Source organism: Clostridium sp. (assembly GCF_026168755.1).
Lineage (GTDB): Bacteria > Bacillota > Clostridia > Clostridiales > Clostridiaceae > Clostridium.
In genome coordinates, this window is record NZ_JAPFDR010000006.1 from 55,219 (window position 1) to 72,989 (window position 17,771).

A 17,771-nucleotide genomic window follows, 5' to 3' on the forward strand; every position below is an offset into this window, starting at 1 on the left:
ATAATTTAATCATACAATTTTATTGTATGATGACAAAATGTTTGGAGGAGTATATATGGCAAACTCAGTACGTGATTATGAGAAGTTAGCAGTAGATATAATAAATGCTGTTGGCGGAAAGAAAAATATTATAAAAGCATCAAGATGTGCAACAAGACTTAGATTAGTTTTAAAAGAAACAACTAATGAAGCAAAAGAAAACGTTTCAGCGCTTACTGGAGTAATAACAGTTGTTGAAAATGGAGGGCAATTCCAAGTTGTTATTGGAACTCATGTAGGAAAAGTGTTCGATAAAGTTGCTAGTGAACTTAACTTAGATAGTAGCGTTATAGAAGAAGATGCGCCAAAAGCAAGTGTTTTAAATAGAATAATTGCAACTATGTCAGCAGTATTTGCACCATTTATATATATATTAGCAGCAGCTGGTATATTACAAGGTTGTTTAATATTAATTAATATGGTTAGTCCATCTTTTTCAAGTACAGGTACTTATGAAGTATTAAGTTTTATGTCATGGGCACCATTTACGTTTTTACCAATATTTATAGCTATTACAGCATCTAAACATTTTAAATGTAATATGTTTATTGCAGTAGCATGTTGCGCAGCTTTAGTAAGTCCAACTTGGGCAGAAATAGCAGCAAGAATAGCTGATGGAGAAAGTATTAGATTTTTAGGAATTAGTTTAGCTGAAACAACTTATACATCATCAGTTTTACCACCATTATTTTTAGTATGGATATTGTCTTATGTTGAAAGATTTGTAGATAAAAAATTACCAGAAGTAATTAAATCATTATTCACACCATTTATATGTATGGTAGTTATGGTTCCACTTACTATATTAGTTATAGGACCATTATCAGATTCATTAGCTACAGCAATAGCAAATGGATATAATTATTTATATAATTTAGCACCAGCAGTTGCAGCAGCTGTTATAGGTGGATTATGGCAAATTGTAGTAATATTTGGGGTACACTGGGGAGTTACACCAATGTGTTTAGCTAACTATGATTTATATGGTATGGATACATTCCAAGCATTCCAAACAATGGCAGTTATAGCTCAAGCAGGTGCAGTTTTTGGAGTATTTATAAAGGCTAGAAATAAACAAACTAAAAATATAGCATTATCAGCAGGTGTTACAGGAATATTTGGTATAACTGAGCCAGCTATATATGGTGTAAATTTAAAATTTAAGAAACCGTTTATATGTGGATGTATTGCCGGTGCAGTTGGAGCAGTAGTTGGATCATTCTTTAATATAGCTTATTATGCATATGCAGGTCTTCCAGGTATGTTAACTGTAGTAAATGCAATTACACCAGATAATTCAAAGTCTATTATAGGTATGTTATTAGGAGCAGCAATATCATTTGTTGGAGCAATTATACTTGTTCAAATAATTGGAATTGGTGAAAAAGAAACAGAATCAAAAAAAGAAGATAAAGTAGTAAAGGTTAAGGAAGGACAACCAGTTTTAAATATAGGAGTTAAGGAAATAAAAAGTCCTATATCTGGTAAAGTAATAGAATTAGAAAAAGTTAATGACCCAGTATTCTCTTCAGGCGCGATGGGAAAAGGGGTAGCGATTGAACCTGTTGATAATAAAGTATATGCACCATTTAATGGTACAATAGAATTTATTGCAGACACTAAACATGCAATTGGTTTACTTTCAGAAGATGGTGTAGAAGTTTTAATACATGTTGGTATGGATACTGTAAAGATGGAAGGTAGAGGATTTAGTGTTAAAACATCAGTAAATTCTAAGGTAAAAGCAGGAGATTTATTATTAGAGTTTGATAGAAATATCATAGAAAAAGAAGGATATTCTTTAATTACACCAGTTGTAATAACAAATGCTGATAATTATGAAGATAATGCATTATGTATAAATGAAGAAGTTAAAAACGGAATGTCAATAATTAATCTAAAAGAATTAAGTATACAAACACAGTAAAAAATCAAGCAAAAATATACTAGATAAAGGAGAATAATTATGAATAAGTTACCAAATGACTTTTTATGGGGAGGAGCATTTGCTGCTCATCAATTTGAAGGTGGATGGAATGCTGGAGGAAAGGGGCCAAGCGTTGTTGATGTAATGACAGCAGGAGCTCATGGTGTTCCACGAAGAATAACTGATACAATAATGGAAGATACATTTTATCCAAATCATGAAGCAATAGATTTTTATGGAAGATATAAAGAAGATATAGCATTACTTGCAGGAATGGGAATTAAGTGTTTAAGAACATCAATAGCATGGACAAGAATATTCCCAAAAGGTGATGAATTAGAGCCAAATGAAGAAGGATTAAAGTTCTATGACAATGTATTTGATGAGTTATTAAAGTATGGAATAGAACCTGTTATTACTTTATCTCATTTTGAATTACCATTACATTTAGCAAGAGAATATGGTGGATTCAGAAATAGAAAGCTTGTAGAATTCTTTGAAAGATTCGCTGAAGTTTGCTTTAAAAGATATAAAGATAAAGTTAAGTATTGGATGACTTTTAATGAAATAAATAATCAAATGGATACAAATAATCCTTTATTCTTATGGACAAACTCTGGTGTAACACTAAAAGAAGGAGAAGATCCAAGAGAAGTTTTATATAAAGTAGCTCATAATGAATTATTAGCAAGTGCAAAGGCTGTTATAAAGGGAAGAGAAATTAATCCAGAATTTAAAATTGGATGTATGATATCTCATGTTCCAATATATCCATACTCTTGTAATCCAGAGGATATAATGGCTGCAGAAGAAGCTATGCGTGAAAGATTTTTCTTCCCAGATGTACATGTACGTGGACATTATCCAAGATATGCATTAAAGGAATTCGAAAGAAAAGGCTATGATATTGGTATGGAAGAAGGGGATGCAGAAATCCTTAGAAGAGGAACTGTAGACTATATTGGATTTAGTTATTATATGTCAAATGCAGTAAAGGCAGGAGTTTGTAATGATGGAGAAGTTTCAGTAAATGGATCATTAGAAAATTCTGTAGAAAATCCATACATTAAAGCTAGTGATTGGGGATGGCCAATAGATCCAGTAGGTTTAAGATATACTTTAAACAACTTATATAATAGATATGAATTACCTTTATTTATTGTTGAAAATGGATTTGGGGCTCATGACAAGGTTGAGGGAAATGAAGAAATACATGATTCATATCGTATAGAATATTTAGCTAAGCATATTGAAGAAATGGAAAAGGCAGTTAATTATGATGGAGTAGAATTAATGGGATATACTCCATGGGGAATAATAGACTTAGTATCATTTACTACAGGGGAAATGAAAAAGAGATATGGTATGATTTATGTTGATCGTGATAATGAAGGTAATGGAAGTATGAAGAGATTATGTAAAGATTCATACTACTGGTATAAAAATGTTATTGAATCAAATGGATCAAAACTTAAATAGGTATATGTAAGATAAAGGGAAATATAATTATTACTATAAAGAAAATAAGAGGAATCACTTTGATATAGTTCAAGGTGATTCCTCACTTTATGTAATGATTTCTGAAGAGAGGAAATCATTATGAATATATTTTTAGCAGAATTTATAGGAGTAACAATATTAATATTTATAGGATGTGGAGTTTTAGCAGGAAACTCATTAAAAAAGTCGGGAACATATAAAATTGGGTCAGTTACAATAAATTTAGCTTGGGGATTTGCAGTAGCATTAGCTATTTACACAGTAGGAGATATAAGTGGAGCACATTTAAATCCTGCTTTTACAATAGCTAAAGCTTTGAATGGAAGTTTTCAGATATTAGGTATTTCTTTTGGTGGAGTAACAGGGGCATCCTTGAATCCAGCAAGAGATTTAGGACCACGTTTAGAATATTTATTATTACCCATACCAGAGAAAGGGAGTTCAAATTTTAAATATGGATGGATACCTGTATTAGCACCTATTTTAGGTGGTAGTACAGGAGCTATGATAAATTTAGCTTTATATTATGGAATTGTTGATTTAAGACTTATTAGTATAATAGCTATAAGTATAATAACGTTAGTTATAGTAAAGGTTACAGAGAAAAGTAGATTAATAAAGCTTAACAATATAAGTAAACATAGTATTTTAAATTATAATAAAATTTAGAGAAAAATAAAAGTTGTGAAGTAAATTTAGTTTTAAATTTAAAATTTTTTGTAAAAAAGTATTGACCTAAAGTTAACTTTACCCTGTAAGATAAATTTGTTGATATAATTCAATAATATGGAATAATTAATTTATTTAATTTTAGAAATAATTAATTTAGATGATAATGTATCAGGAGGTAAAGTATGAAATGGAGTATCTTAAATAAAATAAATCAACCAAAGGATTTAAAAAATCTTAATCAAGAAGAATTAAATATATTAGCAGAAGAAGTAAGAGATGTATTAATAAAAAAAGTTAGTAAGACAGGTGGCCACTTTGGACCTAATTTAGGAATGGTAGAAGCAACAGTTGCACTACATTATGTATTTAACTCACCGATAGATAAAATAGTTTATGATGTTTCTCATCAATCATATCCACATAAAATTTTAACTGGAAGAAAGGAAAGTTTCATTAATCCAGAAAAGTTTGGTGATATAACAGGATATACTTCTCAACATGAAAGTGAGCATGATTTTTTTACTGTAGGTCATACTTCTACTTCAATTAGTTTAGCATGTGGATTAGCTAAAGCTAGAGACATTAAGGGAGAAAAAGAAAATATTATAGCTGTAATTGGTGATGGATCTTTAAGTGGTGGAGAAGCTTACGAAGGTTTAAATAATGCAGCAGAATCAGGAAAAAATATAATAATAGTGGTAAATGATAATGATATGTCTATTGCAGAAAACCATGGAGGATTATATAAAAATTTAGCTGAACTTAGAGAAACTAACGGAACTTCAGGAAATAACTTTTTTAAAGCATTAGGATTTAAATATTATTACGTAGATGAAGGAAATAATGTTGAAGCTTTAATAGAAATATTTAATAAAGTAAAGGATACAGAGCATCCAGTTGTAGTTCATATTCATACTATTAAGGGGAAAGGATATGAAGATGCAGAGAAAAATAAAGAAGCTTTTCATTGGGTAATGCCATTTGATTTAGAAAATAAAGAGTCAAATAAAGTTGAATTACTAGAAAGCTATACTAATATTGCAGGAAAGTTTTTAGTTGAAAAAGCTAAGAATGATGAAAAGATTGTAGCAATAACAGCAGCTACTCCAGCTCCAGCAGGATTAAATTATTTTAGGCAAGAAGAAAGTCTTAAAGAGCAATATGTAGATGTAGGAATAGCAGAAGAACATGCAGTAGCACTTGCATCAGGAATAGCTTCACAAGGTGGAAAACCAGTATTATCAATTTTAAGTTCATTTGTTCAAAGAACATATGACCAATTATCACAAGATCTTGCAATAAATAATAATCCTGCACTTATTATGGTTTCGAGTGCTGGAATAACTGGGGGAGATGTTACGCACTTAGGAATATTTGATATACCATTAATTTCTAATATACCTAATATAGTATATCTTGCACCAACTAATAAAGAAGAGTATCTTGCTATGATAGAATGGGGAATAGAACAAAAGAATCATCCAGTAGCTATACGTGTACCAAATGGGAAGGTTATTTCAACAGGAGTTAAGGTTGAGGCAAACTTCGATAATTTAAATGTTTATGAGAAAACTATAGATGGAAGTGAAGTTGCAATTATTGGTCTTGGTTCATTCTATGATTTAGGAAAAAGAGTTCAAGAAAAATTAAAGGGTGAAACTGGAATAAAGGCTACATTAATAAACCCTAGATTTATTACAGGAGTTGATAAGGAATTATTAGCAGATTTATTAGATAATCATAAATTAGTAATTACATTGGAAGATGGAGTTCTTAATGGAGGGTTTGGAGAAAAGATTTCAAGATTCTATGGAGATAAAGATATGAAGGTATTAAACTTTGGTGCTACAAAAGAATTTACTGATAGGGTATCAATAGAGGAGTTATATGAAAGATATCATTTAACTGAGGATTTAATTGTTAATGATATTAAAAGTGCTCTAAAATAATAGTAATTATAAATGTTACATTAGGAGAAGGTGTATCTATAATGACATATACAATTAAGCAAGTTGCAGATAAAATGGGTGTTTCAGTACCAACATTACGTTATTATGATAAAGAAGGACTATTGCCTTTTATTGAAAAGAAAGAAAATGGTACTCGTATTTTTAAGGAGTCAGATTTAAGGTCATTAGAGATAATATCTTGTATGAAAGCTTCAGGAATGCCAATAAAGGATATTAAGAGATATATGGATATGTGCCTAGAAGGTAATAGTACTTTAGAGGATAGATTAGATATATTTCTTAAGAGGAAAGAAGTTGTTAAAGAGCAAATGGAAGAACTTAATAAAATAATGAGTGTAATTGAACATAAAATTTCATATTACAAAAAGGCAATCGAGGCAGGTTCAGAAGATATTCATAAATCAAATAATATAAATTTTAGTACAAATAATTATTAAATTTAAGATAGAGCTAAAATTTATATTGGTGATAATGCTGTTATTGGAGCAGCAAGTTTAGTAACTAAAGATGTAGATAAGAATACAGTAGTTGTGGGGTCACCTGCAAGAGTAATTCGAAAAATTGAATAGATAAAAGCAAAATAGGTAGTTAAAATCACTACCTATTTTTATGAGTAAGTATATATTAATGAATATTAATATATAGTATTCATTACTCCATATCAGCTCTTTGATTTACAAACTGTACGAACATATCAACTGTATTTGGATCTTGATGGTTAAAGAATAAACTAGTTTTAGTATCTAAATCTTTTATTGCATTCATATCATCATCAGATAGCTTAAAGTCAAAAATGTTGAAATTTTCTTGTATTCTATTTAAATTAACAGATTTAGCTAATGCAACAACGCCTCTTTGAGTTAACCATCTTAAAATTACTTGAGCAACACTTTTTTCATATTTATCAGCTATCAGATAATCTATCAGGGGAAAAATTACTTACACCAATTGCACGTAATTTTCCTTCTTTATATAAATCTTCTAGAGCATGATAAGCTCCATAATAATCACCAAATGGCTGATGAAGTAAAACTAAATCAAGATAATATACTTTTAATTTTTCCATAGAATTAAGTACAGATTCTCTAGTTTTATCATATCCGTAGTTACTAATCCATACCTTAGTTGTGATAAATGTTCGTAAAGTGAACAATATAAAAGCAGATGGAAAGTGATTAAGTACATCTGATGTTATGACAGGAGGAACACATACTACTGCAAGAAGAATAACTCCTGAACTTGAAGAAGGAACATATTATCCAAGTCATGAGGCAATTGATTTTTATCATAGATATAAAGAAGATATAGCATTATTTGCAGAAATGGGATTCAAAACTTTTAGAATGTCTATAAACTGGACAAGAATATTTCCTAATGGGGATGAATTAGAACCAAATGAAGAAGGATTAAGATTCTATGATAATGTATTCGCTGAATTAAAGAAATATAATATAGAGCCATTAGTAACAATATCTCATTATGAGACACCATTTGGTTTAACAAAGAAATATAATGGATGGTTAGGAAGAGAAGCTATAGATTTTTATTTAAGATATTGTGAAACTATATTTAATAGATATAAAGATGTAGTTAAGTATTGGTTAACATTTAATGAAATAAACATATTAACACATGGACCTGCAGCAGCATTCTTAGGTGCTGGAGTAATGTTTAATGAAATTAGAGAATTAACATTTGGAGCAGCTGGTAAGCATCACTATCAAGAATGTTTCCAAGCATTACATCATCAATTTGTTGCAAGTGCTAAAGCTGTTCAATTAGGTCATTCAATTAATCCAGACTTTAAAATTGGATGTATGATTGCTTTTGGAAAATTATATCCGTATACTTGTAGTCCAGAAGATGTTTTATTAGCTCAGCAACAAGAAGAGTTTAATAATTATCTTTGTGGAGATGTTCAAGTAAGAGGAGCATACTCAGGATTTGCTAATCGTTTCTTTAGAGAAAACAATATAGAAATTAAGATGGAAGAAGGAGATTTAGAAATTCTTAAAAATGGAACAGTTGACTTCTATACATTTAGTTACGAAACTTTAGATAGATCAAGAAAGAAGAGCTTCTATTGGTACAAGAATGTTATTAGTTCTAATGGTGAAGAATTATAATATAGATTAGTTTGATAAGAATAATATAAAAAGTATATGCCTATTTGAAAATCTAATATATAGACTTTCAAATAGGCATTGTTTATTTCATAGGGTTTTATACAGCTACTTTAACAGGAAAAATTTTAGTGAATAAAAATCTTACTATTGGAGATACGATAAGCAAATTAAGTGGTAAAGCTACTACAAAATTTCTTACTATGCATAAAGGATATAGTTTTAATGCATCAATATTAAATCCAGCTGCAATTATAGCACCAAACATAGACATAAATAAAACCATTCCAATTACCATACAAGATGAAATTGCAAGTATAATTTTAATTTGCTTAGTTTCTTTATTAGGTTTTACTATTTTAAAAGCTATTGGTTTTGCTAATTTTCCTACAATAAATATATCTAATAAAAGTGCAACTATAAATCCAAGCCAAAATTCTTTTAATAAGTTATTTAATAAATTAGAATGAAAACCTTCATTTAATATCATATTATAAATAGTCATTCCTAAAACCATGCAAAAGCACATCATTAAAGTAAAAATAAATTTTTGAAGTTTAGTTTGTCCCATAAGAATCCTCCCAGAAAATAATTAATCAAATTTAACTTCGTCAACTAAGTTGACGAAGTTAAGTATAACAGTAAGAAAAGAAATAGTCAACTAAGTTGACTTAATGTTAATTTTAATAATTAAGTATGATAAAATATAATAAAAAAGTTTTAGGTGATTGGAATGTTAAGAAATTTAAATATAATAGATTTAATAAGTGAAAAGCATATTGCTTTAAGACGAGAAGTAGAAGAGAGATGGAGTAAAAGTGGAGAGGAGGAGATCACTCATACTGAAGCAATGCTTTTAGCTAAAATAAATATGGGAAAAATTTCGTTAGCAGAAGTAGCAAGACAGGCTAATGTATCAAGACAGGCCATGCATAAATGTGCAAAGAAATTAGAGGATAAAGGGTATTTAAAATTTATTGCTAGCGAAACTAATCAAACATATACTTCTTTAACTGAAAAGGGAATCTTATATTGTAAGAAAAGTAATGAGTTAAAGGAGAAAATCGAGCAAGAGATTACTGAAAGTTTAGGTGAAGAAAATATAAAGTTAATTAAAAAATTGTTTGAAAGGGAATGGATAAAATAGAACTTATTTTATGAAATATAGTGGATACAAAGAACATCACTAAATTTATTTAATGATGTTCTTTGTACTATAGAGTATTAATTAAAAAGTTCTTAAAATCTTTTTCTATTGTTGAAAGGTTTTTATCTTTTAAATGAACCAGACATAAATTACTATATATTTTTTCTTTCAAAAGAACAATAGAAATATTCTTTTTATCAAAGCATTCCACAGCTCTTCTCATAAGAGGAGAAATACCCATCCCTGCAGAAACAAGACCTATTATGTTTTCTATTCTGCTATTAAAATAAACCACATTAGGTTTAAATGAGGCTTTATTACACTCACTAACAAAGAAATCATAAACTCCAGATTTTTTTCCTAAGGAAATAAAACTTTCATTTGATAATTCTGAAATAGAAACATACTTCCTTTTTGAAAGAGGATGTGATTTAGGAACAATTATTACAAGTTCATCTTTAGCTAAAGGAGTAATATCTAAATTTGAATAATCTAATGTATCACTTCTTAAAAATGCAAAGTCTACTTTTTGAGATAATAATAAATTAAGTATTTCAGCATGCTCACCTTCATGAAAAGTTAATTGTAAATCTGTAACGTTATTTTTAAAGTCTCCAATAAGATTAGCAATATTATATTGAGTTATTACTGGAATATATCCAATAGATAATTTAGGGAAGGAAGAAGTAAATTTATTTATGTCAACTAATAATTCATTGTAGTTAGTAATTATATTTAAAGCATACTTTTTTAGAGAAATTCCTGCATCTGTTAATTTAACATATCGGGTACATCTTTCAAAAAGTTTACAATTAAGTTCAGTTTCTAATTTTTTTATATGCTTAGATAATGAAGATTGAGATATACATAATTCTTCAGCTGCTAATGAAAAACTGTTATATTTTTCTAAAGTTAAGAAGTATTTTAGACTTTCTATATTCATAAGTTAACCACCATAATTTCTTTAATATATCTATATTATACCATGATAATAATTCATTTATATAAATATACTTAGAAATTATTCCAAATTGGAATAAAAACATGCTAATTAAAGAATTGTTCCATTATGGAATGTTAAATATAATTTTAGTATATAGTAGTAACTTAAAAAAATACTTTGATTAATATAAAAAATTTATCTGATAAAAGTAGAACGTAATTATAAAAATAGAAGCAATATTTTATATTAAAAACAATAATTTTTAAAAGTTACTACTAACTTAATTGAGGTGGGAAAATGAATTTAGTTATAGGAGTAACAGGAGCAACAGGTACTGTATATGCAGTTAGGTTGCTTGAATATTTAAAGGATATAGAAGAAATAAAAACTCATTTAATAATGAGTAAATGGGCAATTAATAATTTAGAGGTTGAAACAGATTATTCATTAGATTATGTTTATAGTTTAGCAGATTTTATACATAATAATGATAATTTAGGGGCTTGTGTTGCTAGTGGTTCATTTATAACAGATGGTATGATTATACTTCCTTGTAGTATGAAAACACTAAGCAGTATAAGTAATGGATTTTCAAGTACTTTAATTGATAGGGCAGCAGATGTAATGATTAAAGAAGGAAGAAAGCTAGTTATTTCACCTAGGGAAACGCCTTTAAGTTCAATACATTTAGAGAATATGTTAAAGCTTTCAAGGTTAGGGGTTAAAATAGTACCTCCTATGCCGGGATTTTATTCAAATACTAAATCTTTAGATGATATTATAAATCATCATGTTATGAAAATATTAGATCAATTTAATATAAATATAGGCAATGACTTAAGATGGAAGGGAAATGAGTATGAATAAGATAGAAATTAATGATTTAAGAAGTGCTATTGAATACTTAAAAAATGTTAAAGGACAATTAGTAAAAAGTGATGTAGAAGTAAATCCTCATGGAGAATTAGCTGGGATTTACAGACATATTGGAGCTGGTGGAACTGTAAAAAGACCTACAAAAATAGGGCCAGCAATGATATTTAATAATGTAAAGGGACATAAGGATTCTAAAGTTATAATAGGACTTTTAGCTAGTAGAGATAGGGTTGGAATGCTTTTAGATTGTGAACCTAAGAAGTTAGGGTTTTTATTAAATGAAGCGGTAAAAAATCCAATAAATCCAATTATAATAGAAAATGAAAATGCACCATGTCAAGAAGTTGTACATTATGCAACTGATGAAGGGTTTGATATAAGAAAGATATTACCTGCACCTACTAATACTGAAGAGGATGCTGGACCATATATAACTTTAGGAATGTGTTATGCAAGAGATCCTGAAACTGGAGAAGGTGATGTTACAATTCATCGTTTATGTTTACAAGGAAAAGATGAATTATCAATGTTCTTTACACCTGGAGTAAGACATTTAGATGCATTTAGAAAGAAAGCAGAGGAAAGTGGAGAGCCACTACCTATATCTATTAGTATAGGTGTTGATCCAGCAATTGAAATAGCATCATGTTTTGAACCACCAACTACACCAATTGGATTTAATGAATTATCTATAGCAGGAGCAATAAGAAAGAAGCCTGTTGAGATGGTTAAGTGTTTAACTGTTGATGAGGCTGCAATTGCGAGAGCAGAATATGTAATTGAAGGTGAGTTAGTTCCGAATAAACGTGTAAGAGAAGATATGAACACAAATACGGGAAAAGCAATGCCAGAGTTTCCAGGGTATACAGGTGAGGCTGCTAAGGAGTTACCTGTAATTAGAGTCAAAGCAATAACTCATAGAAAGAATCCAATAATGCAAACTTGTATAGGACCAAGTGAAGAGCATGTAAATATGGCTGGGATTCCAACAGAAGCAAGTATAATTCAAATGGTTGAAAAAGCAATGCCAGGAAGGTTAGTAAATGTATATGCTCACCCAGCTGGTGGTGGAAAGTATATGGCTATACTGCAAATTAAGAAGGGTGTTCCTAGTGATCAGGGAAGAGAAAGGCAAGCTGCATTATTAGCATTATCAGCATTTTCAGAATTTTCAGAATTAAAGACAGTAATATTAGTTGATGAAGATGTAGATCCGTTTGATAGTAATGATGTTTTATGGGCATTAAATACTAGATATCAAGGTGATATTGATACAATATTTATTCCAGGGGTAAGATGTCATCCATTAGATCCTTCACAAAGTCCTGAATATAGCTGGACTATTAGAGATAGGGGAATAGCTTGCAAAACTATATTTGATTGTACTGTACCTTATGAATTAAAGGATAAGTTTAAGAGAGCTAAATTTACTGAAGTTGATTTGGATAAATTTAAAATAGAAGAATATAATTAGATAAGGAAGGGACATCTAAATAAATTTTGATGTCCAAAGGGAAAATAGGTAGATTTGTATAATAAACAAATCTATCTATTTTGCATTGGCGAATTTATCAATATGAGGTCTTTCAGGAGATTTTAGTATATGTCTATCTAAAATATGTATATTTCTATGGAAGAGTTACATTTTAAAATATAACTTTTTTCAATAATATTCTTTTTTATTTTAAATTTATTATCGGTATGGAAGTAACCCAATTTGTAATACAATTAAAACTATACAAACTTATTACATAGAGGTTTTATAAATGGTAAACAAAAAAAGAGAAGTATTAAATTAAACAATGAAACAATCTATAAATATTTTGCAAATGTCAGCTTATGAACTAAGAGAATATATAGATAAAAAATTTGAAGAAAATCCAATTTTAGAAGGAGAACTAGATTTTGTAGAAAGTAAAGAAAAAATTGATAATAATCAGTTATGTAAAGATTTAGAAGAGATGTATAGTGAAAATTATAGTTACAAATATAATAATGAAGATGAGGTATCTGTATTTAACTTTATTTCAGATAAAAAATCATTAAAGGACTATCTTTATGAGCAACTAGGAGAGGGAAAAAGTTATATAAAAATTAAAAAGATAGTATCTTATATGATTGAATCATTAGATAGTAGAGGGTGTAAAGAAATACAACCTCTGTTTTTGGATATAAAATACATGAAAAATATTAAATTTAATTTCAAATTTATATGGTAAAAAATTTAAAAATAGTTTAAAATTAAATATATAAACAAAATTGTAAGTACAATACTTGAAGGGGCGTATTATGGCAGAAAAAACGATTAAGTATATAGAGATATTTGAATTTTATAGAGATAAAATATTAAATGGAGAAATGAAATATGGTGAGAAATTACCCACAGAGCAAGAAATAGGTGAAATGTTTTCGGTAAGTAGACATACTGTTAGACAATCTATAACAGAGCTTGAAAAACAAGGATATATTTATAGGGAAAGAAGTAAGGGAGCATTTGTTGAAAAATCAGCTAAAGAAAAAGTAAATAATAGAAAAATGATTATAGTAATTACAACATATATATCAGAATATATATTTCCATTTTTAATTAAAGGAATAGATGAAGTATTAAGCAAAAATGGATACGATATTCTATTATTAAGCACTAATAATGATAAGGAAAAAGAGTGTGAGCAATTAAAAAAGCTATTAGAATATGATGTTGTTGGAGCAATAATTGAACCTACTGCAAGTGCGTTAGGTAATACAAATATAGAATATTACGAAGCAATAGATAGAAATAATATTCCTTATTTAATGATTAATGCAGCTTATAATAAAAAAGAGCAATCTTATGTAGCTATAGACGATGAAAAAGGTGGATATACAATTTGTAAATATTTAATTGATTTAGGACATAAAAAAATAGCCGGATTATTTAAAGAGGATGATGTACAAGGTATTGAACGTAAAAATGGTTACTTAAGAGCGTTAGAGGAAAGTGATATTGAAATTGATAGTACAATTATTGGGAAATTTAAGACTTTTGAAGAAGAGTTTTATATTGATGGATTTACTAGAAGTTTATTAAGTAAAGAAGATAAACCAACAGCTATATTTTGTTATAATGATAAAGTTGCAATGAATGTTGTTAAAGTAGCAAAAGAACTAGGAGTAAGAATTCCGGAGGATCTATCCATTGTTGGATATGATAACGATGAAACTATATCAGCAGCATTGGATTGTGGAATAACAACAATTTTACATCCTAAAGAAGAACTTGGGAGAAAGGCAGCTGAAATGTTGTTATTATTAATTAATGGTGAGAAAGAAAAAGTTTCATATGTATTTGAACCAGAAATAGCAATAAAAAATAGTGTTAAGAGAATAAATAAGTCTTAGGACAAGATTATTTATTGAGGGAATAGCGATGACTGGAATGAAGGGATAGGAGATTAAATCATACTAATAGCTCTATAGAATAAATATTTTAAATGTTTATTCTATAGAGCTATTTTATTTATAAAATTTTTGTGTGATAACTTTGTTGATAATTAAAAATGAACAAAAAGTACGATCAATATTTTGAAAAAATTTCTATTAAAAACATTTACAAGCATAGAAATATTTGCTAACATTAAATTGTACGGTAAATAAATTAAAAGTAATTAAAATTGTATGTACTAAACTGAGAAAGGGGATTGTTAAAAAATGGATTGACCCCGGAGGCAGATACAAAAAATGGGAGGTATTACGGTGTTAGAGAATTTAAAAGAAGAGGTTTTTAAGGCAAATTTAGATTTAGTAAAGCATAATTTAGTTGTATTAACTTGGGGAAATGTAAGTGGAATAGATAGAGAAAAAGGACTTATAGTAATTAAACCAAGTGGAGTAAGCTACGATGAAATGAAAGCTAGTGATATGGTAGTAGTAGACTTAGAAGGAAATGTAGTAGAAGGGGATTTAAGACCATCTTCAGATACACCAACTCACATTGAATTATATAAAAAGTATCCTAATATAGGAGGAGTTGTTCATACTCACTCATCATTTGCAACATCTTGGGCACAAGCTAAAAGAGATATTCCTTCATATGGGACAACTCATGCAGATACATTCTATGGCCCAGTTCCATGTACAAGATCTTTAAATAATGAAGAAATTAAAAATGAATATGAAAAGAATACTGGTTTAGTAATTATTGAAACATTAACGGAAAGAAAAATTGAAGAGTTAAGTGTACCAGGAATAATTATTGCAAGTCATGGACCATTTGCATGGGGGGAAACTGCAAGTAAGGCTGTTTTAAATGCAGTAGTTTTAGAAGAAGTGGCTAAGATGGCAATAAGAACTGAAAAATTAAATAGTGAAATTAGCCCAATACCTTCAGAGTTACAAGATAAGCATTATTTTAGAAAACATGGAGCAAATGCTTATTATGGACAAGGTTCAGTAAATAAAAAGAATTAATAAAGTAAGTGAGATTAATATAAAATAGTTTAAATATAAGATTTAAGGTATTAAAAGGTTTTTAGTATATATGTGAAATTTGGAGGGTAATAATGAGAGAAGTAGAAATGAAAAGTATCAATACAATAAGAATGTTATCAGTAGATCAAATTGAAAAAGCAAAATCAGGTCATCCAGGAATATGTATGGGTGCAGCACCTATGATATATACATTATTTAATAAGCATATGAACATTAATCCAGAAAATAGCAAGTGGTTTAATAGAGATAGATTTATATTATCAGCTGGGCATGGATCTGCTCTTTTATATTCAATGCTACACTTAAGTGGGTTTGATGTATCTATTGATGATTTAAAACAATTTAGACAATTAAATTCAAAAACTCCAGGGCATCCAGAAGTTGGGCACACTCATGGAGTAGAGGCTACAAGTGGTCCTTTAGGACAAGGTATTGCTCAAGCAGTAGGTATGGCAATGGCTGAAAAACATTTAGCAGCTAAATACAATAAAGATGGATTAGATATAGTTGATCATTATACTTATGCAATAGTTGGAGATGGAGACTTAATGGAAGGTGTTGCTAATGAAGCAATATCTTTAGCAGGACACTTAGGATTAGGAAAATTAGTTGTTCTATATGATTCAAATGATATTTGTTTAGATGGAAAACTTTCAACTTCATTCTCAGAAAATGTTATAGATAGAGTTAAGGGAATGAATTGGCACACTATTAGAGTTGAAGATGGAGATACAAATATTGAAGCAATTTCAGCCGCAATAGAAGAAGCTAAAAAGGTAACAGATAAGCCAACGTTAATAGAGGTTAAAACAACAATTGGATATGGTTCACCTAATAAAGGAGGAACAAATGGGGTTCACGGAGCACCTTTAGGATCTAATGAATATGAAGAAACTAAAGCAAACTTAAATTGGACTTATGACCCATTTACTGTTCCTAATGAGGTAAAAGAGGATTTTGCTAACAATGTTATAGCAAGAGGGAAACAAAAGGAAGAAGACTGGAATGAGTTAGTTAATAAATATAAAGAGGCTTATCCAGAAGAATATAATAGTTTAATATCTTCAATTAATGGAGAATTAAATATTAATTTTGAAGAAGTATTACCAAAGTATGAAATAGGTAAATCAGTTTCAACTCGTAATGCTTCAGGATTTGCAATGAATGCAATTGCAAAAAGTTATGATGGATTATTTGGGGGTTCTGCAGATTTAGCACATTCAAATATGACGTATTTAAAAGAACAAGGGGATTTTAGAAAAGATACTCCTGGTGGAAAAAATATTTGGTTTGGCGTAAGAGAATTTGGAATGTCTGCAGCAGGAAATGGAATAATGCTTCATGGAGGATTAAAATCATTTGTTTCAACATTCTTTGTGTTTAGTGATTATTTAAAACCTGCAATAAGAATGTCTGCAATTGAAAAATTACCATTAGTATATGTATTAACTCATGATTCAATAGCTGTAGGGGAAGATGGACCAACACATGAACCAATTGAACAATTAGCAGGACTTAGAGCTATACCTAATGTAAATGTAATAAGACCAGCAGATGCTCATGAAACAAATGCAGCTTGGCAAATAGCTTTAGAGAATAAAGAAACACCTTCTGTATTAGTATTATCAAGACAAAATATAAATGTAAATGCTGAATTTAATTGTGTAGATAAGGTTAGAAAAGGTGCATATATAATTTCAGAAGCAGCACAAACTCCAGTAGCTCAGATAATAGCAACAGGATCAGAAGTTGATTTAGCAATAAGTTCTCAAAGAGAATTAGAAAAACAAGGAATATATGTTGATGTTATATCAATGCCATGTTTTAGATTATTTGACATACAAGATAATGTTTATAAGAATAGTGTATTAAAGCCAGGAGTTAAAAAGTTAGCTGTAGAAATGGCTTCATCATATGGATGGCACAAATATGTTGATGAAGTATTATGCATAGATACATTTGGGGCATCAGGTAATGGTAATGAGGTAATGAATTTCTTTGGATTTAATAAAGGAACTGTAGTAGATAAAGTAAAAGAATTAATTTAAAAAGGTTAATAATGGGTGTGTTATTTGATGGAGTTTAATATGGTGTTAAACTCCAC

At 29.1% G+C, this 17,771-nt stretch carries 14 protein-coding genes and 2 pseudogenes; 13 read left to right on the forward strand and 3 right to left on the reverse strand.

The annotated features are described in order from the left end of the window. Positions 1-55 precede the first annotated feature (55 nt). From Q0Y03_RS04020 to Q0Y03_RS04040, 5 genes are all read left to right on the forward strand, one after another. Positions 56-1,966: a beta-glucoside-specific PTS transporter subunit IIABC gene (locus tag Q0Y03_RS04020; RefSeq protein ID WP_297712535.1), complete on the forward strand. Its 1,911-nt coding sequence runs from the start codon at positions 56-58 to the stop codon at positions 1,964-1,966. A 39-nt stretch (positions 1,967-2,005) separates the two neighbouring features. Next, positions 2,006-3,445, forward strand: coding sequence for a 6-phospho-beta-glucosidase (locus tag Q0Y03_RS04025; protein ID WP_297712536.1), 1,440 nt, complete (start codon positions 2,006-2,008; stop codon positions 3,443-3,445). A 120-nt stretch (positions 3,446-3,565) separates the two neighbouring features. Beyond that, positions 3,566-4,135 carry an MIP/aquaporin family protein gene (locus tag Q0Y03_RS04030; RefSeq protein ID WP_363318708.1) on the forward strand — a complete coding sequence of 190 codons (570 nt, stop codon included), beginning with the start codon at positions 3,566-3,568 and terminating at the stop codon, positions 4,133-4,135. 185 nt (positions 4,136-4,320) lie between these two features. Beyond that, positions 4,321-6,087: a 1-deoxy-D-xylulose-5-phosphate synthase gene (locus tag Q0Y03_RS04035; protein WP_297712537.1), complete on the forward strand. Its 1,767-nt coding sequence runs from the start codon at positions 4,321-4,323 to the stop codon at positions 6,085-6,087. A 41-nt stretch (positions 6,088-6,128) separates the two neighbouring features. Continuing rightward, positions 6,129-6,545: a MerR family transcriptional regulator gene (locus Q0Y03_RS04040; protein ID WP_297712538.1), complete on the forward strand. Its 417-nt coding sequence runs from the start codon at positions 6,129-6,131 to the stop codon at positions 6,543-6,545. A 214-nt stretch (positions 6,546-6,759) separates the two neighbouring features. On the opposite strand, the pseudogene Q0Y03_RS04045 reads toward Q0Y03_RS04040, so the two are convergent. Next, a pseudogene (locus Q0Y03_RS04045) lies at positions 6,760-7,243 on the reverse strand (aldo/keto reductase); the annotation flags it as partial. A 31-nt stretch (positions 7,244-7,274) separates the two neighbouring features. Here Q0Y03_RS04045 and Q0Y03_RS04050 point away from each other — a divergent pair. Further along, positions 7,275-8,156 (forward strand): annotated as a pseudogene (locus tag Q0Y03_RS04050) (glycoside hydrolase family 1 protein); the annotation flags it as partial. Positions 8,157-8,331: 175 nt separating this feature from the next. Here the strand turns inward: Q0Y03_RS04050 and Q0Y03_RS04055 are convergent. Next, the gene (locus Q0Y03_RS04055) at positions 8,332-8,802 is read right to left on the reverse strand and encodes a DUF2798 domain-containing protein (RefSeq protein ID WP_297712539.1); all 471 of its coding nucleotides are present in this window, start codon (positions 8,800-8,802) and stop codon (positions 8,332-8,334) included. A gap of 162 nt (positions 8,803-8,964) precedes the next feature. Between Q0Y03_RS04055 and Q0Y03_RS04060 the strand changes: the two genes are divergently transcribed. Next, entirely contained in the window at positions 8,965-9,378 is a 414-nt protein-coding gene (locus Q0Y03_RS04060) for a MarR family transcriptional regulator (RefSeq protein ID WP_297712540.1), read from the forward strand. 67 nt (positions 9,379-9,445) lie between these two features. Here the strand turns inward: Q0Y03_RS04060 and Q0Y03_RS04065 are convergent, their stop codons facing one another. Further along, positions 9,446-10,321 carry a LysR family transcriptional regulator gene (locus tag Q0Y03_RS04065; RefSeq protein ID WP_297712541.1) on the reverse strand — a complete coding sequence of 292 codons (876 nt, stop codon included), beginning with the start codon at positions 10,319-10,321 and terminating at the stop codon, positions 9,446-9,448. 297 nt (positions 10,322-10,618) lie between these two features. Between Q0Y03_RS04065 and Q0Y03_RS04070 the strand changes: the two genes are divergently transcribed. The 6 genes from Q0Y03_RS04070 to tkt all read left to right on the forward strand — a co-directional run bounded on the left by Q0Y03_RS04070 (position 10,619) and on the right by tkt (position 17,715). Continuing rightward, a complete protein-coding gene (locus Q0Y03_RS04070; RefSeq protein ID WP_297712542.1) occupies positions 10,619-11,188 on the forward strand; it encodes a UbiX family flavin prenyltransferase in 570 nt (189 codons plus the stop codon). Next, complete coding sequence (locus tag Q0Y03_RS04075; RefSeq protein ID WP_297712543.1) at positions 11,181-12,671, forward strand: UbiD family decarboxylase; 1,491 nt, start codon at positions 11,181-11,183, stop codon at positions 12,669-12,671. Before Q0Y03_RS04070 ends, Q0Y03_RS04075 begins: the two co-directional genes overlap by 8 nt. 328 nt (positions 12,672-12,999) lie before the next feature. After that, the gene (locus Q0Y03_RS04080) at positions 13,000-13,416 is read left to right on the forward strand and encodes a hypothetical protein (RefSeq protein WP_297712544.1); all 417 of its coding nucleotides are present in this window, start codon (positions 13,000-13,002) and stop codon (positions 13,414-13,416) included. A 70-nt stretch (positions 13,417-13,486) separates the two neighbouring features. Continuing rightward, positions 13,487-14,578 (forward strand): GntR family transcriptional regulator, encoded by a 1,092-nt coding sequence (locus Q0Y03_RS04085; protein WP_297712545.1) that lies wholly within the window; start codon positions 13,487-13,489, stop codon positions 14,576-14,578. A gap of 354 nt (positions 14,579-14,932) precedes the next feature. Next, positions 14,933-15,646, forward strand: a complete 714-nt coding sequence (locus tag Q0Y03_RS04090) for an L-ribulose-5-phosphate 4-epimerase (protein WP_297712546.1) — start codon at positions 14,933-14,935, stop codon at positions 15,644-15,646. A gap of 92 nt (positions 15,647-15,738) precedes the next feature. Then, complete coding sequence (gene tkt, locus Q0Y03_RS04095; protein WP_297712547.1) at positions 15,739-17,715, forward strand: transketolase; 1,977 nt, start codon at positions 15,739-15,741, stop codon at positions 17,713-17,715. Positions 17,716-17,771: the final 56 nt, after the last annotated feature.